Raw genomic sequence first — 23,010 nt, forward strand, 5'->3', positions numbered from 1 at the left:
TAGCGACATCCTTGATCCTGGCGATGACACGGTGACCAATGCGGTTATAGAGTGGGGGGATGGCACGACCACAGCCTACACAGGAGCGGGTGATTACAGCCATACCTTTGCTGATGGCAATAGCGCGCCAGTTATTAGCTTGATAGTAACCGATGAAGACGGCACCTATACAGCAGCAAGCCTTGGCGTTGCAGTGAACGACGTCGCACCATCCATCACCGTAAGCGGCGCTAGTGAGACAGACGAGGGCAGTGTGTACACCCTCACGTTAGCAGACTTGGTAGAGCCCGGTGATGATCCTGTGTCCGAATACCTTATTGACTGGGGTGATGGCTCTACGGTGCAGTCGGTTACTGAGCTAGGTGATGTTACTCATACCTTCGCAGATGGTGACAGTAGTGCCACTATCAGTGTGCAGATCGTGAATGACGAAGGCACGTTTGACGCAGGCACCGTCGATGTCACCATCAACAATGTAGCGCCGGCTACGTCAGTTTCATCGGACGCGAGCGTTGATGCTAATGCACCGTTTACTATCAACTTTGGAGAGGTGGTCGATCCAGGTGACGATACTATTTCAGATGCCGTCATTAACTGGGGAGATGGAACAACTTCTGTTTACACCGGAGCAGGGGATTACGTTCATAGCTATGACGGAACAATTACTAACCCAACCATAGAGCTCCTTATTACTGATGAAGATGGAGAGTTTGTTGCTGCCATCACCACAATAACGGTAAACGAAGAAATCAGCGAACCTACGGCAACGGGGTCTATTCAGGAATTTACCCTTCGCGACCAAGAAGTACAGCTTGAATTGCAAATATCCAGTGATGAGGATGTCTTGGAAGTGATAGTCGATTGGGGGGATGGCACGTCTGAAAGCTTTAACGATCCAAGCGCTTTGTTACACGAGTACGGTGACCTTGGTCTATACGAAGTTAGTGTTCAGCTTGTCACTGCGTCTGGCACATATGATGTGGGTGTTGTAGATGATGTAGACGTTGGTACACGTGTTGGTGATGTTCCTGGTTTCTTTAATTTTTTCGATCCAAATGCGTGGCAGAATGGTTGGACCGATGAAGGAATTACATTGGCGCACAAATCGAATACCGCCGATCTAAATGAAGCATGGTCAGCAATGTCTTTCGTTGGTTGGGACTCTTGGCGTATTGAGGGGCAAGATGTTGCTTTCGGACACTTAGGTGTATCTGGGCGCACATCACAAACGGGCTCTTTCTTCCAGCAGTTAGACGGTACCGAGGGAATTCGGTTCGATATTGATACATCAGCGATGAGTGGCGAAATTATCTTTACTGATTTGTATGCTAATGAATCAGGAAATCTTGATGAACAAGCCAGAGTCCAGTTCTTTGATGAAAGCGGTAACCTAGTTGATGAATATTTGGTTACCGGTAGCGCTAGTGGTGAGGTCTCAATGAACTTTACTACTCAAAGTGCATTCGACTACTTTGTGGTTACCGCAGGCGCTTATGATGTCAACGGACAATTTGTCTATGGAAGTTATGCTGACGACAGTGGAGTTGCAGCGTCAGGAGAGGCTAATACAGGCAGTGAATTACTCATTGACGCTATTCAAGTGGGGTTCCGTGGGAATGACAATGTCGCAAACGTCGCTAACAGTACTTTAGAAGTAACGCAGGACGCTATGATGGCCATTCTACCTACACCAGAATTAATTAACCCAGCTGATGAATTTGACAATAGTTCAAGGGTAACACCGCTGCCAAATGTGGTAACCATTCCCGAAACAACTGAAAATGACGTTAAGTCGATATTGCCTACCCCAGTAAGGTTGGTTGGAGCATCTGTAATGGCATTAGATGTTGATGCTGCAGCAGGCGATAAGGACAACACGCAGGAGCTGGCACTACCAGCTCATGATAAAGACGTGATGTCAACGTTACCTGTAGTATCAGACCCTGTTGAGTCAGATGAAAATGACAGCGAAAAAGTGTCATCTAACCCAAGCGATAACGCGGCGAATACAAACGATGTTGGTCCCGAGTCAGCTAAGGCACTCGAAGGCAAAAAAGACATCGTTTCAACACTGCCGGTGGTGGAAGAACCCATCGACTCGGATGAGGAACCAGATGAAGGCGTATCTGTAGGCTTTGGTGAAGCGGTTTATGGTGATGAAGTGTCACTGCTTGATCCAACAGCGAAAGTCATTCAAATCGATGACGATATTATGTTTACATTACCTGTGATATCAGATCCGATTGAATCTGACGATGAGCAAGATGAAAGCCAAGCCGCAGTATCGAACGAGCTGGAAACAACGGGTGAAGTCACGCTGACTCAACTTGAAGAAGAATCTATAGAGGTCAAAGACGATATGGTTTCAACACTGCCAGTGGTGCCTGACTTGATAGAAGCCCAAGGAGCGCCTAGCGAGAGCAGTTTGTCTTTGTCTGCCGAAGTTGAGGGCAATGTTGAATTTGATTTCGCCCAACTATCAACGGATAGTGCTGGTATGAGCAAAGCGATGACGCTGAATTACGCTTTACAACGAGGCAAGCAGTCGGCAGCGCTTACTGCTTGCGATGAAAAACAGGCAATAAATGCTGAACTTGCGTTAGAGTTCGAGGATAGTGATTTGCAGTTTACGCAATATGACGATTACTTGATTCGATAAAGGTGTCTGGTTTTTATACAGTGTTGGGTGGCGACACCCAACTTTATTTTTAGCGTATTGAATTTTAAATGAAATTTTAGTGGCTTAATAATTGCTAAAATAAAACTACAAGGTAGTAAGGTCACGCGGTTGCAAACAAGCAGTAACGTTTTGTATGTAGACTTATAGTTGGTTAGTTAGATAGCAAATAACACCGAGATTAAGGAAGATATATGAAACATTCGTGTTCAAAGTATGGATTAGTGTTGACCGTACTGCTGTGTATACTAAGTTTGAGTTCTTCAAAAGCGAACGCAGCGTTGATTACTAACGCCCCCGTCAACTTTCCAGCAGCTGTCGGATCTGTTGCGGATACAAACTTCGGGCCCCCATCATTATTAGATGAATTCTTTCTGTCACAAACTTCCTCAATTACCAAGATTACCTTCTGGTCTATCGAAAATTCAGCTTTCGGTCTTGCAAGTGACTTCATTTCACTTAGGCTTTTTAAAAATGAACCGGGATTTGACCATAACACGCCATTATTTAGTGCGACAGGCGCTTCTGGTCCGGGGGGAATTTTCACCAAAGAAGCTGTTGCTGGGGTTACCGGAATGTTTCTACATGAAATTGAACTGGTTAATTTCGAATTAGGGCCGGGCGATTATTTTCTAAATATTGGTGCCGATTTAATAAATAACAATAATTATGCTTTTGGTTGGGTTAATGCTGCGACATCAAATGTCTTTGGTGCACCCGGAATGCAACTGAATTCATTCTCCCCATCGGGAGCAGTAAACTTATACGGTTTTGATGTCGATTTGGCATTTCAAATAGAGTACGATCCAGTCGTTCAAGCTAATGCACCTTCAGCGCTGTCAATATTGTCACTAGGTTTGATATTGATGCTTGTTCGAAGAAGAGTGTAAAACGCCAAATCTAAGCACGCCTTAATCTTTACGGACAGTGACTATGAAGAATGGCAATGGATTGATGCCTGTGAACAAAGCGTTGGCTAATATTAAGTCAGCGCTCCTTTATGTTTTTTTGTTTAGTTTAGCCATTAATCTGTTGATGCTGGTCTCCCCTCTATACATGTTGCAGGTCTATGATCGAGTATTGGTTTCAGGCAGTCATGCCACTCTACTTTTCCTGACTATTTTTGCTTTGGTTGCACTGATTGTGTTGGCCACGTTAGACATCGTTCGCGGGATTTTACTCACTCGTTTAGGTAATGCTTTCGATAAAACAGTGAGCGGTTACTTATTTAAAAACATTATTGAACAGGGAGGGCATAGCCAGCCACTACGTGATGTAGACACCGTGCGCAGTTTTCTTTCATCGCCGGCACTCACTGCAATAATGGACGCACCGTTTACACCGCTTTATCTAGCGTTAATCTATATACTCCACCCCATGTTAGGGCATATTGCGCTGGCAGGCGCTATTGTACTTTTTAGCTTGGCGCTTTTAGGCGAGAAGATGACCCGTGTCGCGCAAAAAGACAGTCAAAATGCATCTAGCCAGGCTCATCGCTATACGGATGTGTGCGGAAAAAACCAGAATGCAGTTTATGCAATGGGGATGAGCAGTCATATTCTTGCTAAATGGAATATTCCTCATTTAAAAAGCTTGAGTTTTGGAGGCCTTGCCAATTCCCGTAGTAGCGGTATTTCGGCAATATCTAAAGGCCTGAGGTTTGCGCTCCAGGTAGGTATTTTGGGAATGGGAGCATTCCTTGTAATTGAGCAAGAATCCTCACCTGGTGTGATGATTGCCGCCTCAATTGTAATGGGAAGAGGCCTAGCACCTATTGAAGCCTCTATAACTGGATGGCGCTTGGTTATTGCTGCCCGTGATGCGAGGGAACGATTACTAGAATATCAAAATAATTTACCCCCCTTGACTGAGCCGCTGCCTTTGCCAGAACCAAAAGGCAAGTTGACCGTTCAAAACGTTATTTTTCAGTTTCCGAACAGTGAAAAGCCGCTGATAAGAGATGTAAGCTTAACGATAAATCCGGGTGAGGTCATTGGAATAACAGGGCCTAATGCAGCGGGTAAAAGTACTTTGGGAAAATTGCTTTTAGGGCTTTATGAACCTAATCACGGTGAAATTCGCCTTGATGGAGCGACTTACTCCCAATGGGACAGAAAAGTACTAGGGCCACATATAGGTTACTTACCTCAAAGCGTAGAGCTCTTTCCTGGAACGATTGCGGAGAACATCAGCCGCTTCACCGATGCAGATCCAAACGAAATTATGCAGGCAGCACAGCTTGCAGGTGTACATGAAATGATCCTTAGCTTGGATAATGGTTATAACTTCGCTGCTGATAACTTTGATGACGTTTTGTCTGGTGGGCAAAGGCAGAGAATAGCGCTAGCGCGGGCAGTTTTTGGGTTGCCAAAGCTCATTCTACTTGATGAACCCACGTCTTCTTTAGACGCAGAAGCGGAACGTACCGTCGCTGCTGCGGTAAAAGCGCTGAAGGAACATGGCGCTACAGTTCTAGTGATAGGGCATCGCCCAGCTCTCATGAACTTAACGGATAAGTTATTAGTCATGCAAAACGGTGCGCTTGCTGCTTTTGGCCCCACCAATGAAATCATGGCTAAACTCGTCAGGCCTGCTGTTCAAAAAACAGGTACCTAAAAATGAATATAGCTAACGACGATTTACCTAAAATTAAGACATCACTGAAAGGGCCCATTGTGTCTGGCCTGACTATCTTACTGGTATTTCTTGTAGGAGCGACGGCTTGGGCGTCTTCAGCGAAACTCGCCAGTGCTATTATCGCAGTAGGTCAACTAAAAGTAGACTCCAACCGTAAACAAATTCAACACCTTGACGGAGGCATTGTTAATCAAATATTGGTTTCTGACGGACAGAGCGTGAAAAAGGGCGATACATTGGTAATTTTAGATCCCGTTCAAGCAAAGTCTTCATTAGGAATAGTCGCGGGGGCACTGTTCACAGCAGAGTTGAAACGTAGTCGTTTACAAGCCGAGAGGGACAATACTGACCAGCCCGATTTCACGCGGTTTTTACATAGAGAGCATGAAGATAAAAATAGCCTGATTGACGCTCAGCAATCCTTATTTTCGATTCGGCGTTCTGTTCAGGTGTCCCAACAAGAAATTCTGCATCAACAAATTGAAAACCTCAAATCACAAATATCGGGGTTTGAAAGTCAACAAGCCTCTACTCAAACCCAAATAGAAATAAGTAAAGACGAACTGGTCAACCTTAAAAACCTTAAAGCTAGAGGGTTAGTAGGAAATGAGCGTCTGCTTGAGCTAGAAAGGAATTTGGCCCAACTTGAGGGAAGGGCTGGCGAACTTGTTTCATCCATTGCCAGTGCGAAAGCGAGTATTGATGAAAAGCGCTTAGAGCTTATCAGAGTGAAGCGCAGTTTCCATGAGCAGGTGTTAGCTGAACTGCAAGATGTTGAGTCAGAGATCATTGATTTACAAGAGCGTGCTAATGCTGCAACACACCACCTGCAACAAATGGTCGTTAAAGCCCCTGTTGATGGGTTAATTGTAGGTTTAAATGTGCATACCGAAGGAGGAGTAGTAGTCCCAGGGCAATTGCTCATGGAGATTGTTCCAGACAATGACGCGCTTATTGTTGAAGGACAAGTATTACCTACGGATGTAGATGACTTACTGGTGGGGCAAAGTGCACGAGTCAAACTCTCTGGTTTTCAGCAAAGGACAACACCTGAACTGACAGGAATGCTTCAGTATGTCTCAGCTGACAGCATGTTAGACGAGCGTTCGGGTATGACTTATTTCATCATTCGCGTAAGTATAGCAGCAGAAGAGCTTGCGAAGCTTCCTTCAGAAGGTCTTATTCCCGGGATGCCAGCAGAAGTGTTTGTACAAACCGGTGAGCGCACCGCTCTAGAATATTTACTTCAACCACTTTCCGACACTATTGATCGGGCATGGCGAGAAAAATAACCCCTCACGTAAACAGGTTTTTTCGTGTCGCTTAACGTCACTCAACAATAAAACGATTTTTAAACAGCCAAGTTGCTAACGCTTCAGTCAAGTATTTGTGAGTTTCAATGCAAAATAAGTTTATTTAGCGAGTAATTGAAACACCAAATTATCAGCGTCTACTTTGCCTTTCAAACCGCCTTCAAGCACCGAGCGCTCTAACCTTTGAATGTTGTAGTCCGCTGAATAAAGAGCGTCGACGGTTTTTTCGTTTACGCTAAAGGGAGGGCCGGCCATTTCATTCTGGTCATACTCGAAAGAAATGATTAGCTGGGGGGCGCATTGAGTAATGGCCATTAAATGCGCAGCGTATTGCTCGCGAAGCGGACTGGGCAGTGCAACTAAAGCGGCTCTGTCGTAAACACCTGTAACGTCACCTATGTCGCTTGATGTGAGTTTAAAAATATCGCCCACGTGTATGGTTAAGCCGTCTTTAGCATAAACCTTACCCTTTGCTGTTGGGGTAACGGTAGGCTCGGCTCCCAGCTCTTCAAAAAGCTGTATAATAGCCACTTCGCTTAGCTCAGCACCAACCACTTCACAACCTTGAGCCAGTAACCAACCAATATCACGGGTCTTTCCACATAGTGGTACAAAAATGCGCTTTAAAGATGTGCTAGAACTATCGTCGCCAAACAGAAAAGACGCATACTTTACTAAAAGTGCATTGCCTTCAGGTTCGTGAAATCCAATCTCGTTCTTTTGCCATTTACTGTGCCAAAAACTATGTTCCATATAAACCTCAAGTAAGTAAGCGATATATCTCTAAAAAAACAGACGTTTTTATGAAGGGTATTAGAAACAAAAAAGGTAGCGAGAAACGCTACCTTTTAAACAAAATTAGTTATCAAGCGGTGTATTGAAGTCTTCAGATAACTCGAAGTCACCTTCAACCGTTGTCACTTTGTTGTCTACAAAGTTAATCACCATTTGCTTTTGAAAATCTTCACCACGCTTTTTCATACCGCGCTTCATATCGTAAACGTAGTACCAAGTGTCATCGTCGAATGAGTCTTGAACAACAGGGTTACCTAGTACATAAATAACTTGTTCTTTTGTCATTCCAACGCGCAGCTTTTCCACATCTCTTTGATCAAGGAAGTTTCCTTGAGGAACGTCGATTCGATAAATCCAGTTCGAGCAAGCGGTTGATGTTAGTGTGATACCAAGAATTACTAATAGGTGTTGCAACTTCATGCGTTAATTTGTCCAGTATTGCCTTTGTTAGTGTCAATGAACTTCGCTAAAGCGAATTTCGAGACTGTTTTATTGCAAGCGCGAAGGCATGCTACATTGACAACTATGACCAATCAACTGCATTTTAGTTCGATGCTGCGCTTTTAAGCAGTTCTTTTGCATTCGCTAGCGCCGACTTGGTTACTTTATCACCGGCTAATAGTCTTGCAAGCTCATCGATCCTGTCTTGCTTCGTCAACGCCAACATCTGGGTTTCAGTACTTTCCCCGTCGGTAAGCTTGGTAACAAACAATTGATTATGTGCCTGTGCCGCTACTTGAGGTAGATGGGTAACACACATTACTTGCGATTGTTTACCTAATTTACGTAAAAGCCCGCCAACGATTGATGCTGTTGGGCCGCTAATGCCCGTATCGACTTCATCGAAAATCATAGTAGGGGTAGCGTGATGGCCGCTCGCGATAACCTGAATAGCCAGTCCTATACGAGAAAGTTCACCACCTGATACGACTTTTTCTAATTTGTCTGCATCTTGACCAGGGTTGGTAGACACTTTAAATTCTACGGTATCTAGACCTGTGCTCACCGGCTTCTTAAGTTCGTCGTATTGAATCTGAATATCCACTTTTGCGTGGGGCATATTCATTTGGCGAATTTGCACTTCAATATCTTCGCTTAGCTTACCAGCAGCACGTTGCCTGCTCTCAGAAAGCGCTTTGGTCGCGGTTAAATACGTTGCTCGTGCTTCTTCTACTTCGCCTTCAAGCGTACCTAACAGTGTTTCCTGTTCCGATAAAGCATTGAATTCGGCGGCTAGCTCTTGGTGATGCTGATAAAGTCCCTCTGGCATCACAGTATGTTTACGGGCAAGTTCCATCGCCTTCGCATAGCGCGCCTCAACTTGCTGTAAGCGAAGTGGATCGATCTCTAAGTGATCGCAGTAGCTACGTAGCTCTCCTGCCGCTTCTTCTACTTGAATTGCTGCATCATTAAGCATTGCAATGATTGGCGTTAAACTAGCGTCGTGCGCCTCTAATTCGCCTAAACGTTCAATACTGCTTTGTATAACTGACAGTGCGTTGCCTTCATCGCTTTCATATAAATTGTATACGCTAGTCTGTGCTTGCTCTAAAAGGCTTTGCCCGTTACTCAGGCGTTTGTGCTCTATTTCTAACTCTTCAAATTCACCCTCTTCAATGGCGAATTCATCAAGTTCTTGAACCTGATAAGTTAACAGCTGAATTCTGTCTTCGCGCTGCTGGGCTTGTTCTTGAAGCGCCTTTAACGTGCGCTGCTTATCACGCCAAAGAGAGTAGGTTTCTCTAACCTGCACTAATATGTCGTTGTGCTTAGCGTAACCATCGACGAATTCCCTTTGATGGTCTTCTTTCAGCAACTGTAGGTGAGTATTTTGACCGTGAATGGCCAACAAAAACTGGCCTAAGCCTTTTAACTGCTGAAGTGAGGCGGGAATACCGTTGATAAAAGCTTTTGAACGGCCTTCCTTTGAAATAACTCTGCGAATAAAGCAGCTATTCTCATCTTCATCTGAGGTGAGCTCATGTTCATCGAGGAAGGCTTTAGCTAATACATTGCCGTTTAGAGAAAAGTGAGCAATGATCTCCGCTTTTGCGCTGCCTTTTCGCACCGCATTGGCATCAGCGCGCTCGCCTAAGCACAAACTTAAAGCATCAATGGCGATGGATTTACCTGCACCGGTTTCACCGGTTATAGCAGTCAACCCGTTTTCCAGTTGAACCGATAATTGTTTTACAACAGCAAAATTTGAAATAGAAAGATGCGCTAACATAACCACACTCGAATAAGTTGAACATGATGATATATACAGTAACTGATAATATATACAGTATTTGTGTTGTGTAAAGTTAAGTCGCAAAAAATTTATTTAAAAACAACCGGCGTCGATAATAATATTCGTAAAATCAATTGTATAGGTTCGATCTTTTAAGGGTGGGTTATGAATAACCGATAATTCGGATTCGCCGCGAAGGGAAAACTTAAAAAGGAGAGCCGAAGCTCTCCTTAACATTACAACTTTAATCTATTGCAGATAGTTCGAATCACAATCTGCAAACACAGTGAATGTATTCTATTGCTGTAGTTCACCGCTGCCAGACTCAATGTGCGCGCGCACAAACCACTGGAACTGTTCTAAATCTGCAAGTTGGCCGGTGATCATATCTTCCGATACTGGGTCAATTTCACCTAAAAGCTCTAACGCTTTTCTATGGTCACCATTTACACCGTCATATACGGCATCCAGCGCCTTAAGGTGGTCAAGTACTAAACCTTTACCCAATTCATAATCGTTCCAGCTGCGGCCTTCAACAATGGCTTTTGGTGTACCTTTCGGTACGCCACCTAATGTAGCAATTCGCTCTGCAATTGTGTCGGTCATTTCGCGTACCGCATCTACCTGCGGGTCCAACATTTCATGCACACCGATAAAATTTGGTCCTACTACATTCCAATGAATGTGCTTCAACGTTAACTGTAAATCTAATAGTGCAACCAATCGCTGATCCAATACCTTGATTGTTTTGGCAGCTGCATCATTATCCATTCCAGGGGCTGTAAATTTGATATTGGTGTTACTCATGATATCTCCTATTGAATGCAAATAAGTCAGCGGGATGCGAAACATCATTTAGGCCAAATAACAAAGACCTTGTGCTGACGACTTGTTGTAATAGGTGCAACAGGTATGCCGAAAACTTATATTTCTATAAGTCTTGGTTTTCGTTAAGGAAATTAGAGAAGATTAAAAAATCTTTATTTTTCAAGCCTGTAGCAATCAAGAAAATGCTACAGGCTTATGTAATAAATGCACATGGAATCAACTAAATGGAGCAGGGAGGTTAGTAAAGCTTACTACCCCAACCTAACTTTTTACGAAGTACATTGAAGTAGCTGTAGCCCTTAGGGTGAACAAGATGGAGTTTGTCTACGCTTTTGTTTATTCGAATTTCATCGCCAGGTAGCACCGGCAGAACAATATGGCTATCGCAACTCACTTGTAGCGAGTCACTATTAACCTTTGATACTTTCATCGATACCTGACTGTCAGCATCAACAACGATTGGACGGCTGCTCAGTGTGTGAGGAAACATGGGTACCAACGTAAGTGCATCTAGCTTGGGCATAATAATAGGGCCGCCCGCTGATAAAGAGTAAGCCGTTGAACCTGTAGGTGTGGCTACTATTAATCCGTCGCTGCGCTGACTGAATACAAATTGCTCATCGATGTAAATTTCAAATTCCATCATATGGGCAACTTTTCCGTGGTGAAGCACCACTTCGTTTACAGCAGAGTTGTTACTTTTAAGCTTTTCGTGTCGATAAACTTCTACTTCTAGTAAGAAGCGCTCTTCTACTACGCATTCACCGTTAAAGATAAGGTCAAGTTGTTGAACAATATCATCGGGGTGGATATCAGTTAAAAAGCCGAGATTTCCGCGGTTTACACCGACAACGTGAATGTCAAAGCGAGCGAGCACACGTGCTGCACCAAGCATGCTGCCGTCACCGCCTACCACAACGGCAAGGTCAGCCTCTTTGCCAATAGTGACAAGGTTACAGCTTTTGAAGTTTTCGGTTTCAAGTTCTTCAGCAATACTTTCCTCAACCAATAATTTACAGCCTTTTGCCAATAAATATTCGGCAAGAATGTTCAGGCTGTCGTGGGTTGCAGCGTGCTGAGGTTTTCCAATTAAAGCAACGGTTTGATAGGGCATGGAATGCTAATGTCCTTTCATTTCCAATGGTTGGACATTAGCACAGGTTTTTTGCAAAAGAAAAGCGTTAAACGGCACACAGCGCAAGGTTTAGCGATCTTCTAACCGATTATAGTCGAGAAGACCGCCTTCAATAGGATAGCGCTCGCTAGACCATTGCATTAGTTTATCACTAAACGCCCAAAAGTTAGGGTTGGTTCGGCGCATGCCAACATCGTTGAGCAAGGCTTTGTAATCGGCTTCGCTTTTAATAGATTTAAGCTTCTCAATCGAAGACGTTATTTCTGAGGCATTGATATACCAGAATGCGTCAGGGTAACTGCCCAACAAACCATGAACTAGCGTGATTGAATCTTTAGAAGGCTCCCGGTTTTCCTCTTCTTCAAATAGGCTATTTACATTGTAATGCGCACTATTTCTAAGGGCAGTGAATACATCAATGTTGTCTGGGTTTTTGTCGTCTTGAATCACAATCATGGTAGTTTCAGGCATCAAGGTCGCTTGTTGAGCAGGAAGTGAATCTAAGCGCTCTAATGCTTCGAACTGTTCAGCTGATAGCAAACGTTTATTGTAGGTTGAGGCGTTCGGTTGAACCTTAGCCAAGTATTGCGATAACAATTGATAAAGTTCTTGTTGAGGATTATCTGTTTCGAACGCTATGCCAGAAGGTTGTTCGAAACTGTTGATATCACCTTCCAAATAATCGGTAAGTTCAGGGCTTGCGTTTTGATACCAATCGTCGAGAAGGTCATGGCGGGTAGTTGGAGGAAGCAGATTAAGGAAGTTCGATTCACCTTCCATGCGCAAGAAATCCATGTACAAACGGGTCAATAACTGATGGCCATAATTGCCGTAAACATCAAAGCCAGCCACAAGCAAATAGTGAATGCGCTCTAACAAGGCATAGTCAATCACCCATGCTGTTTTAGTGGGCTGGCCAACCATCCCCTTAACAACTGTGGCATTATCGAAATGACGAAATACGGTTAAGCTGGCATTGGTATTATCGCCGTCGCCATCCCATATACTCGACACACTCAAATGCTCTTCATTTTTGAATTCATTGTTCAAAAAGGTGGTTCTTGCACGCATATATTCGCCTTGGCGCTTTGCGTATTTAACCCAGTTTACCGCAAGGGCTGAGCTATCTTTTTCAGCGGGAAGGTGGAGGTTTTCTTTTTGAGAAGCGTAAAAAGCATTTACTTTTTCAGAGGCTGCAATGTCTGGGTCGACAAAGAACACCCAGAATCGATCGTTAATGACGTTAAGCGCGACTTGTCCTCTGCACACGGGACCTTTGATATAACCCATAATGGTGTTTTGCGCGCGCTCAAGCATAAATCGATAACGACTTTCTACTGGCAATAAGGTAAAGGCCGTTAATGGGTTGGCCGCCACTTGGGGTTTGTATGATGGCAATGTTTCTACAGAAAATTCTGCGTCGACAAACCACGATTGCCATTTATCCATCAGTGTTTTATTAATGGCGTACGCTTGATGTGTTTTACTCACAATAGTTGAATGCACTGGCTGTAGACGATAGTAAACGCGCTCGACCTCCGGATCGTCGAAGGGTCTGCGAGTAGCAATAATATCTAACGCTTGTCCGGGTGGTGTACGCGAGCGCACTAGATTAAAAAACTGAGGCGTTTTACCTTTTTCTGAAATATCTTCGAAATAGAGGTGAGACGTAAACAAGTGTTCGTAAATATAGCGTGCGGAAAGCTGCATCTTGTTGCTATCCCCATTAAGCCATACTTCCAAATCAGTTATGTTCTCATTCAGTTCTTGTGAGAGCGCTTTGGGTAAAGGTAACGGCGCACCATGGTTTAACCACTGAATGAGTGTAGAGTGCTCTGCATCCGACAGGGCTGGCAGTGCGTAGGGCATGCCTCCCAGGGGCTGGCCTGCTATGTACCCGCCCATTTCATCTATTGTTGGGCATTGGTTTTGTCGATTTAAGCTTATATCGAAATTGTCACCTAAATGAGCGGTGTTGGGCAAAGGGTGCTGTTTTTTTAGCAAAAGCATTTGCGCTAGCACCGAAGATTGGGTCGGCGAAGCGTTAGGTTTTTCTTTCGATTCGAGCACGTCGAAAAAGCCACGCTCTCGCCATGCGTTTACGTTGTGGGCGTCGAGAAACATTCTATTGGGTTGGGCAGCGGTGAGTCGTGTGCCTTCATAGACTTTTTCTTTGTTAGCACCTCTGGCTATACCTTCTGGAGATGACATTTTTAGTTGGCATGGCGCATCGTAGCAGGCGTGGCAGACAACACAGCGCTGCGTTAGTACTGGGTTTACTTGTGTATCAAAGAAATTGTCGGGCAAATTCTCCATGGCGGGCATGACGTTGTTTGATGAAAGTAAAGGAGCGTCAGGTTTCGGCCATTGCCATATCGCTATAGCGATAATTGCTATCAGCAACGAAATCATACCGAGTTTCTTCATAATCGTAGTCCACAGAAAAGTTCCAATCAGTTTATCACTCATTTCACGTACGGTGATGTTAATAATTAACCATTAACGCTTGGCAATGGAAACAACCACGCATTTGTATCTATTTGGAGGAAAGCTGGAGAGGTAGTGGGGCGGTAACATTATTTTTACATTGTCATTGCTTTGGGCGTTGTACTATGTATGCTGATGAAAAGAATTCGCAGCGAGGGAAACATGTCTCATCAAATTATTCTGCCAAGAGTGATGCACATAGGGAAAGGGGCGAGTCAGCGGGTTGCTGAAACGCTAAAAGGACTCAACTGCCATAAACCTTTACTGGTTACCGATAAAGTTATGGTCGAGTTGGGACATAGTGCTGCCATAGTGCAAGTGCTGGAGGAGGCAGGAATAAGCGCCGATGTATTTTCAGATACGGTGCCAGAGCCCACGGTGAGGTCTATTTATCGCGGTGTGGATGCGTTCAAAACCCACGCTTATGACAGCATCATTGCTTTAGGTGGTGGAAGCCCCATCGATAGCGCAAAAGCCATCGCTATTTTGGGTAAGTACGGCGGCGAAATGCGAGACTACAAATTCCCGCGGGTTGTAGATGAAGCGGGGCTGCCGATCATTGCTATTCCCACAACAGCGGGAACGGGCTCAGAAGCAACGCGATTTACCATTATCACCGACGAAGATACCACAGAAAAAATGTTGTGTGTTGGTTTAGGGTTTATGCCAACGGCAGCCTTGGTCGATTATTCATTAACGCAAAGTTTGCCTGCCCGCGTAACAGCCGATACAGGCATTGATGCGCTTACTCACGCTATTGAAGCGTTTGTTAGCCGCAAAGCCAATCTTTACAGTGATGCACAGGCGTTATCAGCCATGGCGTTAATTGCGCCTAATCTACGCACTGTATTTGCAGACCCAACAAATGAAACGGCGAGAGAATCAATGATGCTGGGCTCAACGCTCGCGGGCATTGCTTTTTCAAATGCCTCAGTGGCCCTTGTTCACGGAATGAGCCGGCCTATCGGTGCAGCGTTCCATGTGCCTCACGGATTGTCGAATGCCATGTTGTTGCCCGCGGTTACCGCCTTTTCTATTCCAAGTGCATCAGTGCGTTATGCACAATGTGCTCGCGCCATGGGTGTTGCTACGCAAAGTGACTCAGATGAGGTGGCGAATCAAAAGCTTATCAACGAACTAAAAGCACTGAATGCAGATTTGCAGGTACCTACGCCTGCCGACTTCGGTATTGATAAAGAGACATTTTTTGCAGCGACGTCAACAATGGCAGAACAAGCTTTGGCATCAGGTTCTCCCGGCAACAATCCACGCGTACCTACCATTGAAGAAATGGTTGCCATCTACGTATCTCTTTGGGAATAACGCTTTTGCGAAAACATTAAACGAAAAAAGACTGCTTATTGCAGTCTTTTTTATGTGAAAAGAAATATTGTGTAAAAAGCTAAGCGTTAAAAAGCTTGCGGGTTATCGAGCCGTCCAGCCCCCATCAAGTACCATAGTTTGCCCTGTTATATTGCGAGCACTGGGCGACATTAAGAAGCTTGCGGTATCTGCAAGTTCTTCAACGCTAACAAATTGCTTTTTAGGCATGGGTTCTAACATTATTTTTGTTATTACCTCTTCCTCGGTAAGGTTATTTTCTTTTGCCTGTGCTGCAATTTGTTTCTCCACCAATGGTGTTTTCACATAGGCGGGGCAAAGGGTATTGATAGTTACATCGCAATCTCCTGTTTCAAGCGCGATAGTTTTTGCGAACCCTAACAGCCCATGCTTCGCCGCTACATAAGCAGACTTATAGGGCGAGGCTACCAACGAGTGAATAGATCCTACATTGATAATGCGCCCGTAATTTTGCTTACGCATGGCAGGTAAAAACGCTTGGGTTAACAGAGCAGGGCCAACAAGCATGATATTTATAAGCTGCTGCCACTTATCTGCAGGGAAGTCCTCGATGCGTGAAACGTGCTGAATACCGGCATTGTTTATGAGCACATCAACGGTATGTTTCCCTAGTACCTCAGGTAGCGCTGCTACTTGCTCTGCATCGCACACGTCTACGGCTACTGCGCTGGCCGAACCGTCTAAATGCGCAAGTCGAGTCACAGCCTCTTTTGCTGCCTGTTCGTTTATGTCGGCGATGATCACATGGTGCCCTTGTTTCATCATTGACTCAGCAATGCCAAAGCCAATGCCGCTTGCTCCACCCGTGATAAATATTGTGCGCTTAGTCATTGTTACTTCCGTTGGATTTATTTAGTGAAGGTGCACTATTTAATGAAAACAGCAGCTGTTTTACTGCGTTTATTTGTGCGCCGTTCCTGTTGGCGTAATTGCCAGAGGCATAGCCCCACCAATCCCAACAGCCTTGTGGATTTAACGGCATGAATAACGACTTCTTAGTTTGCGGATAAAGCACAACAATATTGTTGTCATCAGCCCATTCATTCAACCCCGTTTGGGTAGTGTAGGCATCGCCAACGGCATCGGCATACTGGTTACAGCCGTGGAAACTAATATGGGCTCTGCACGGCTCGCCTTGTGCACAGCTTTCAGGCACATACACAAAACCTTCGCTTGCTAATGTTTTGGCATCGCCACCCGCTATTTTTTGCTGATCAATTGAATGAATTTGCCCTGACAGTGACTCGTCGGGTGTCGAAACATCTTCAACAAGATGAGAGAGCATGGCACCTGCTGCATCGTAATCGCAGTTTCCAATGAAGGGGCTCTCCGATTTCATGCAGTTAACCCCATTGTTTTTGGTGGGAAAAAGGTGAGCCATCGGTTTGTCATTGATATAGGCAATATTTTGTGTGTCTGTCCACAATTTGTATTGCTCAAATAATAAATCGCTCACTGGTGCAATCACTCTGGTGTCTTGCGTACCGTGAAAAAGCCAGACTTTTGCGTCTTTCATATTGGAAAGCGACGCAATTTTTCCTTCAGTTTCATACTGTTTGGCTTTTTCATTCAGCGCTTCAAGGTTAATTTCTCCCTCTACCTTGTTCACGCACTGTGCCAGGGCAGTGGTTATATCACCTTGTGCACAGAAGTACGGGCCACCAGCAATAACGCCAACGCCTTTTACCCAGTCGCTGTGTGCTAATTGAAATTGTGTTGCCATGTAACCGCCTGACGATAAGCCAGATACGGTAACGTTCTTTAAATCAATGGTGAGTGAAGGGAGCGCGTCTTGCGCAGATGACTCGTTACCGAATACCGGTACACTAACGGCAAGTGCGCTTAATACAGACAGACAAAGCGCGTGGCGTAAAAAGGGGGTAGATTTCATCATTGCATTGCTGCCTTATCATTTTCTAAAAATTGGCGAATAGCCTGAGCCTGAGCGGATACATTCGTCACGCCTTCTAAATGACCTAATTTGCCATTTAGCGTAACCAATGTGCTGTCGTTATTCATTGCAGTTAAACCTTGGTGTGCACTTTGCGATAAGTAGGGCATAAGAAGCAAATCAGTTTGAGCTGGAATAAACAGCGTTTTCGCCTTTATCGACGCCAGCCCTTGCTCAAGATTACCTTGATGTCCAGCAACGAAGAGCTGGCAAGCTCGAACCAAATATAAAAGGTGGTTTGCGTCCATAGATTTTGCCCGGGTCTTCGCTCGCTCACGTAGCCAGTTCACAATACTGTGTGATTGACGTATGTCATTAAGCGGCGCCGACTCAACATTTTTATACCCTAACGTGTTGCCGGTTTGGTTGAAAAAAGAAGGGGTAAGGGCATTTTGCGTAATTAACATGAGCGAGGCAGCTAAGCCATTAAGAGGGGCTTGCTCTTTGGAATAAGCGCCGTTGTTCCAGTTTTTATCTAGAGTGATTGGCGTTGCCCAGTGTTCCAATGCCGCGGTAGTCCATGCATCGCTTTGACCTGCGCCGATAACTGAAATCATACGTTCAACCCAGTCTGGGTAAGCGCTCGCCCAATCGATAGCTTGCATAGAGCCCATAGAAGGCCCAATAACCGCATACAGTTTGCTAATACCTAAACTTTCGAGAAGTGCTTTTTGAACATTGACAAAATCACGTATTGTCACGACGGGAAAGTCTAAGCCATAGGGTTTACCTGTATCTGGATTTATTGACGTAGGACCGGTTGTAATAACGTGCGGGTCGTAAGCATTTAGATTGGCCAGCGTATCAACGCTTATTACATAAAAGCGGTCTGTATCAATCGCCTTGCCGGGGCCGATAATACTATCCCAGTAGCCTGGCGCTGGATCGTTTTCATCGTACTTTCCAGCGGCATGAGAAGATCCAGAAAAATAGTGGGTAATCAGTATAACGTTACTCTTAGCATCATTTAGTGTTCCGTACGCCTCCCAGCCAACTTTTACGTTTTTAATTTGTTTACCACCAAAGGTTGTGAAATGAGGCATTTCAAAAACGCGTTTTTCTACCATCAGCGAAGCGCTTGGCAAGGAAGAAACGGGCTCAGAAGTAGGTGCTTTTGAAGAACTGAGCGATGGCGATGTATCGTCGGATTCGCCAGCAATGCCCTGGCAATGTACCGTCAACATTAGTGTGGCAAATAATCCCACCAATGAGCGCTGTTTTTTAACTAAAAACACCTCAACCAAGTTTGCTAATGCTAACGGTTTCTGTACTCGTTGTGAGCTGAGCTGTTTCAATAGCTTATTGATTCCTTTGCTCTTATTCCACACTAACGTGGAAGCAAGCGTATTGTTCCAATTCATACTTTCTTATCCTTTTCTCAGACCGCATCTTTAGATGGCAATGTTTTGCTAGAGTGACTTATATATCGTGCGGCCTTAGGCCATATCGTTGGCTTTGACTAATGCTACATAATGCTAAACAGGCCAATGGCCATGGCAAGGCCAATAACTGGCACCACAACAGTTAGCGCACCAACCGCCCAGTAGGCAGCCTGATGGGTTTCGTTACAAATGGCGCGTATGGTAGTAACCACATAGCCATTGTGAGGTAACGAATCTAATGCGCCTGATGATATAGACACAATTCTATGTAGCTGTTCTGGCTCTACGCCTTGGTCAAGGTAATGCGGAGCCACCAAGGGTAAGGCAATGGCTTGTCCGCCAGATGCACTTCCTGTTAACCCTGCAATCACGCTTACGGCAATGGCGGCACCAATAAGCTCGTTACCAGGGATTTGGGTCATAAGCGCTACTGTTGTTTGAAACGCTTCGGTGTTTTTTGCTATAGAGCCAAAACCTACAACAGCGGCGGTGTTACCTATGGCGATCAATGCGCCGGTGGTACCCGCATTTATGGCAACCGGTAAACTGTGAAAATGTTTGTAGTTAATCGCCAGCAAACACAGTACGCCGCCGCCTAACGCCAGAATAAGCGCAAGCTGAGCGAGTTCTTCATGGAATAGAAACGAAATGACTAACACAACGACTAACGGCACAATTCCGGTAAGCGGGTGGGGTAGCGCTCTGTCTCGCACTTCAGGGTCGCTTGCTCTGGCTTCAAACACCTCGCCGTTATTAACGGCTTTTCTGATCATCTTAGCCAGCCACCAGTAACCGAAGCATGCCATGAATATGGCGACGACAAGGCTAACTTCCCACGCGGCAAAAGGGGAGGTGCCTAAATACTTTATAGGGATCCAGTTTTGGATTTCTGGCGAGCCTGCCGAGGTCATCGTAAATGTTACCGACCCGAATGCCATGGCGGCAGGTATGAAGCGACGGGGTAGGTTGGCATCTTTAAACAAACTCACCGCCATAGGGTAAACAGAAAACGCTACCACAAACACGCTAACACCACCGTAGGTCAAAATAGCGCAAGCTAGCACAACAGCTAATACGGCACGCTTGTAACCAATTTTGGTGATGATCCAGCGAGAAACAGCATCTGCTGCCCCTGTGTCTTCCATGAATTTACCGAATAACGCACCAAGTAAAAACATGAAAAACCAAGAGGCGATAAAGCCAGAGAAACCACTCATATAAGTTTGAACGAAGTTCACGTCGCCGGTGAAGACGCCGATATTATTGGTAATCGCAACGACAAGCGCACACAAAGGTGCGGCAATAAAGAGGTTCATTCCGCGTATTGTCAAAACAATAAGCAACAACAGACCGCCTACTAAGCCAATCATACTTAACATAGTTATTATTCCTTAAAAAATCTGTGACCGCAGATGATCCGAAACAGTTAAGTCGATTTAAGATTTGCTTACACTCAAAACCACAAAGTGTATACAAATCAGATAAAAAGCGTTCATAACAGACATAAAGTTTGACGTTACTTTTATCAAAATCCCATAGTACGATGGTACTACATACTATTAACAATTAATTAACTAAAGTGATTTTGACCGTAGGCAATACATCCGGCAGTGACCAGAACTTAGAACAACAAGGACTCACTATGTCTCAATCAATACACACAAATGGCTTGGTTTTACCCTACCAATCACATTCAGCCTCTGTTAGCACAGTAGAACGCAAAAGCGATTCAGTTAAGCTCCCCATTCGCAGCCTTTGTGCCCTAGCGGTGGCTAGCGTTTTAAGCACAGCGCCAGTATTTGCTCAGGATAGTCAAGCTGATGCCGATGCCGAAGCGCAAAAAGGAAAATTAGAACGCATTGAGGTGACAGCGCGAAAAACTGTAGAGTCATTACAGGAAACGCCGGTAGCTATCACTTCTATTGGTGCGGTTGAACTTGGAGAAAAAGGGATTAGCGTGCTGACTGAAGTGCAGCAGTTTTCGCCCAACACTACGCTACAAACCAGTCGCGGTACCAACTCCACCTTGACGGCATTTATTCGCGGATTGGGTCAGCAAGACCCGCTTTGGGGCTATGAACCAGGCGTGGGTATTTATGTAGATGATGTTTATATTGCTCGCCCACAAGGAGCCGTACTTGATTTGTTAGACGTACAGCGTATTGAGGTGTTACGTGGCCCGCAAGGGACGCTTTACGGAAAGAATACCATTGGTGGCGCGGTTAAATACGTTACGAAAGAAATGACCGGCGATACACAGATGAACGTTGAAGCTACGGTAGGTAGTTACAGTCAGCGTGATATCAAAGTGACAGGTCAAATACCATTGATTGAAGACACGGTGTATCTAGGCGTGGGTTATGCCAACTTAAACCGCGACGGCTTCGGCGAATATCTGGTAAGCGCGTTGCCCAATCAAGATAAAGAGAATTATAACAAAGATCTCTGGGCAGCCCGTGTAACGCTAGAAGTTCACCCGAGTGAAGATTTGTTTTTCCGTATTGGGTGGGATAAGACCGAAGATACATCAAATGCGAAAGGCGGCTACCGTTTAATCCCAAGTATATTAACTGATGCGCCCGTGCCTGATTCGGTTTTCGATTCGTACACCAGCTTACCTACATGGAATAAAGTCGAGTTAGAAGGCTATAACTGGCTGGCACGATACAGAGTGAATGATGATTTAGAGCTTAAATATATTGGTTCGCATAGAGAGAGCTATTCACCTACCAACATTGATTTTGACAATACGCCCCTGCCTATTTTTGATGTACCGGCAGAGTATGACGACAGTAATGATACTCACGAGATTCAAGCGAATTATACCGGGAACGCGTTTAGCTTAGTGTCAGGGCTCTACTTTTACGATGGTGAGAGTTGCGGTAATTTTGATGCCATTTTAGGTGTGTTAGGTCAATCGCTTGGTGCCTCAGGGTTGACGCGGGAAGTGACGGGTTGTAATAACTCAGAAAGCTGGGCTGCCTATGCGCAAATGAACTATGACGTAACCGATAAGCTATCGCTTTCGCTTGGTGCCCGATACACCGATGAAGAAAAGACCGCGTTTGTAAATAACGGTCTGGTATTCGCCAATGTTTATCCTTATACCGACTGGATTGATGGGTACGTGCGTCCCGACGGACAATTAGTACCTCAAGTACTTGGGACAGACACCGATGGCGATGAAGTGTTAGACGCGCCAGCGGTAGAAAGTTGGTCGCGCTTTACCCCGCGAGTGGGCGTGGAGTATCAAATGGACCGCGATACCATGTTCTTCGCGAGCTATTCACAAGGCTTCAAATCGGGCACGTTTAACCCTCGAGCTCAGACTAACGAGCCTGGTGTTGAACCAGAAGTCGTTGACAGCTTCGAAGTGGGTGTGAAGAGTGACTTAACCGACGCACTTCGTATGAATATCACATTGTTCTCTTACGACCACAAAGATCGTCAGTATATTGGTGTAGAAGGAGATTTGTCTGATCCAACAGCCCTTGACCAGCGACTGCGCAATGCTGCAGAAACGGCTGCAAAAGGCGCCGAGTTGGAGATGACGTGGGTAGCCACGGATAACCTTCAGTTTGACGTTGCCTACGGATATATTGACTTTGAGATTAAGAAAAACAATGCAATCCCTCCGTTGATTGGTCTAGCAAGTACGCCAGAGAATACCTTTAATCTTAATGCCAACTACCTACTAGAAACGAGTTTTGGGGATATTACTTTCAACGCCAACTACTACTATCGCGATGATTATCTTATCTTTGAAACCAGCGATCTTATTCAACAAGATGCCTATGGTATGGTGAACTTAAGCGCGCGCTGGGAAAGCGTTGAAGGCGACTGGTATGCTGGACTACACGTCAAAAACCTGACCGATGAAGAGTATTTGGTTGGTGGTTATGACTTTGTCACGCAAGACGATGAAGGTAACTTTGGTCCGGGCCTTGGTGGCGATACCACACTTATCGGTTATTACGGTGACCCACGTACAGTTCACCTTACGGTAGGTTATCGATTCTAAAAGGTATGTTCTGAAGAAGACCAGCAACACGTTTCACGCCTAGGCCATTGCGCTTAGGCGTGCTCACGTTTGCTCGACCTCTTTCGATTGGGTTGGCCGGCGGATATGTCCAGCAGTGAAGGGCGTGGTGCGGACCCTTACCCAATTACAGATACGCAATTACAGATACGCCAATAAGATTAACCTTTT

The 23,010-nt window shown here is 45.1% G+C and carries 15 protein-coding genes and 1 pseudogene; 6 read left to right on the top strand and 10 right to left on the bottom strand.

Annotation, left to right across the window (positions count from 1 at the left end):
• The 4 genes and pseudogenes from MHM87_RS16240 to MHM87_RS16255 all read left to right on the top strand — a co-directional run.
• A pseudogene (locus MHM87_RS16240) lies at positions 1-2,659 on the top strand (hypothetical protein); the annotation flags it as partial.
• Positions 2,660-2,871: 212 nt separating this feature from the next.
• Positions 2,872-3,567 carry a hypothetical protein gene (locus MHM87_RS16245; protein ID WP_239260223.1) on the top strand — a complete coding sequence of 232 codons (696 nt, stop codon included), beginning with the start codon at positions 2,872-2,874 and terminating at the stop codon, positions 3,565-3,567.
• A 43-nt stretch (positions 3,568-3,610) separates the two neighbouring features.
• Positions 3,611-5,293 (top strand): type I secretion system permease/ATPase, encoded by a 1,683-nt coding sequence (locus tag MHM87_RS16250; protein WP_239260225.1) that lies wholly within the window; start codon positions 3,611-3,613, stop codon positions 5,291-5,293.
• Between the two features lie 2 nt (positions 5,294-5,295).
• Positions 5,296-6,606 (top strand): HlyD family type I secretion periplasmic adaptor subunit, encoded by a 1,311-nt coding sequence (locus MHM87_RS16255; protein WP_239260228.1) that lies wholly within the window; start codon positions 5,296-5,298, stop codon positions 6,604-6,606.
• Positions 6,607-6,726: 120 nt separating this feature from the next.
• Here MHM87_RS16255 and tmpT read toward each other — a convergent pair whose 3' ends face one another.
• The 6 genes from tmpT to MHM87_RS16285 all read right to left on the bottom strand — a co-directional run bounded on the left by tmpT (position 6,727) and on the right by MHM87_RS16285 (position 14,030).
• Positions 6,727-7,380: a thiopurine S-methyltransferase gene (gene tmpT, locus MHM87_RS16260; protein ID WP_239260230.1), complete on the bottom strand. Its 654-nt coding sequence runs from the start codon at positions 7,378-7,380 to the stop codon at positions 6,727-6,729.
• A 105-nt stretch (positions 7,381-7,485) separates the two neighbouring features.
• Entirely contained in the window at positions 7,486-7,842 is a 357-nt protein-coding gene (gene bamE / locus MHM87_RS16265; protein ID WP_012517879.1) for an outer membrane protein assembly factor BamE, read from the bottom strand.
• Positions 7,843-7,966: 124 nt separating this feature from the next.
• Positions 7,967-9,652, bottom strand: a complete 1,686-nt coding sequence (recN, locus tag MHM87_RS16270) for a DNA repair protein RecN (RefSeq protein ID WP_239260232.1) — start codon at positions 9,650-9,652, stop codon at positions 7,967-7,969.
• A 300-nt stretch (positions 9,653-9,952) separates the two neighbouring features.
• Positions 9,953-10,462 carry a DNA starvation/stationary phase protection protein Dps gene (gene dps, locus MHM87_RS16275; RefSeq protein WP_014976104.1) on the bottom strand — a complete coding sequence of 170 codons (510 nt, stop codon included), beginning with the start codon at positions 10,460-10,462 and terminating at the stop codon, positions 9,953-9,955.
• A gap of 259 nt (positions 10,463-10,721) precedes the next feature.
• On the bottom strand, positions 10,722-11,597 hold the full coding sequence (nadK, locus tag MHM87_RS16280) for an NAD(+) kinase (protein WP_014948959.1): 876 nt from the start codon (positions 11,595-11,597) through the stop codon (positions 10,722-10,724).
• A gap of 90 nt (positions 11,598-11,687) precedes the next feature.
• Positions 11,688-14,030: a fatty acid cis/trans isomerase gene (locus MHM87_RS16285; RefSeq protein WP_239260271.1), complete on the bottom strand. Its 2,343-nt coding sequence runs from the start codon at positions 14,028-14,030 to the stop codon at positions 11,688-11,690.
• Positions 14,031-14,267: 237 nt separating this feature from the next.
• On the opposite strand from MHM87_RS16285, the gene MHM87_RS16290 reads away from it, so the two are divergent.
• The gene (locus MHM87_RS16290) at positions 14,268-15,428 is read left to right on the top strand and encodes an iron-containing alcohol dehydrogenase (RefSeq protein ID WP_239260233.1); all 1,161 of its coding nucleotides are present in this window, start codon (positions 14,268-14,270) and stop codon (positions 15,426-15,428) included.
• Positions 15,429-15,530: 102 nt separating this feature from the next.
• On the opposite strand, the gene MHM87_RS16295 is transcribed toward MHM87_RS16290, so the two are convergent.
• The 4 genes from MHM87_RS16295 to MHM87_RS16310 all read right to left on the bottom strand — a co-directional run bounded on the left by MHM87_RS16295 (position 15,531) and on the right by MHM87_RS16310 (position 20,179).
• Positions 15,531-16,298, bottom strand: a complete 768-nt coding sequence (locus MHM87_RS16295; RefSeq protein ID WP_049586810.1) for a 3-hydroxybutyrate dehydrogenase — start codon at positions 16,296-16,298, stop codon at positions 15,531-15,533.
• Positions 16,291-17,361: a PHB depolymerase family esterase gene (locus MHM87_RS16300; RefSeq protein ID WP_239260235.1), complete on the bottom strand. Its 1,071-nt coding sequence runs from the start codon at positions 17,359-17,361 to the stop codon at positions 16,291-16,293. The genes MHM87_RS16295 and MHM87_RS16300 overlap by 8 nt, the downstream gene beginning before the upstream one ends.
• The gene (locus MHM87_RS16305) at positions 17,358-18,779 is read right to left on the bottom strand and encodes a homoserine O-acetyltransferase (protein WP_239260237.1); all 1,422 of its coding nucleotides are present in this window, start codon (positions 18,777-18,779) and stop codon (positions 17,358-17,360) included. The genes MHM87_RS16300 and MHM87_RS16305 overlap by 4 nt, the downstream gene beginning before the upstream one ends.
• 104 nt (positions 18,780-18,883) lie before the next feature.
• Positions 18,884-20,179, bottom strand: a complete 1,296-nt coding sequence (locus MHM87_RS16310) for an SLC13 family permease (RefSeq protein WP_014976110.1) — start codon at positions 20,177-20,179, stop codon at positions 18,884-18,886.
• Between the two features lie 263 nt (positions 20,180-20,442).
• Here MHM87_RS16310 and MHM87_RS16315 point away from each other — a divergent pair, with 263 nt between their 5' ends.
• Positions 20,443-22,821, top strand: coding sequence for a TonB-dependent receptor (locus MHM87_RS16315; RefSeq protein WP_014948966.1), 2,379 nt, complete (start codon positions 20,443-20,445; stop codon positions 22,819-22,821).
• Positions 22,822-23,010: the final 189 nt, after the last annotated feature.

Origin of the sequence: Alteromonas sp. Cnat3-28 (assembly GCF_022348265.1) — a bacterium.
Classification (GTDB): Bacteria; Pseudomonadota; Gammaproteobacteria; order Enterobacterales; family Alteromonadaceae; genus Alteromonas; species Alteromonas macleodii.